Genomic DNA, 524 nt, shown 5'->3' with positions numbered 1-524 from the left:
GCCATCCCGACTACCCGATCAATATCCCGCTGAACCTGCCGGAGCCTCAGTCATGCCCGAAATGAAGCAGTCGGCGATGCGTCGACGTAGCACTTCCCTGTTCGGTGTCCTGCCTGCTGCGGTCTGTGCCTTGCTGGCATTGCTGTCGGCAGCGACTGCCCAGGCCAGGATCATCGGTATCAACCACACCCACTGGGCGATCAACCATTTCGCTGTGAATGGGCAGTCCGGGCTGGACATCATCGGGCCGTGGCAAGGAGGGGGAGGCGGGCATATCAGTCTGCCGGCCGAATGGGTACCGGGAATGACGGTGCGAATTGATTGGGAGACGGGTGTCGCATACGACGACTCCCCAGGGTTTGCTGATTGGCCTAAGTACCTGGAGTGGGAAAAGAAGATCGTTGCGCAGAATCGGCAACACAGCGAGCTCGTCCTCGTTCCCGACTACACCAACCAGAAAGTCTGCGGTGTCACCGTGCATTTCCTCCCCTGCGACGAAATCCAGGTAACGACCTCCTGCAAAG

1 protein-coding gene is annotated in these 524 nt (G+C 59.4%); it reads left to right on the top strand.

Annotation, left to right across the window (positions count from 1 at the left end; translation table 11 throughout):
• Positions 1-76 precede the first annotated feature (76 nt).
• The coding region (gene tli1a / locus ACODSK_RS32660; RefSeq protein WP_489022287.1) for a Tli1a family immunity protein at positions 77-524 on the top strand (448 nt) is incomplete at its 3' end.

This window comes from Pseudomonas sp. FG98 (assembly GCF_057808595.1).
Note: the sequence above shows the minus strand (reverse complement) of the source record. Positions and strands in the feature narration are given on the sequence as shown.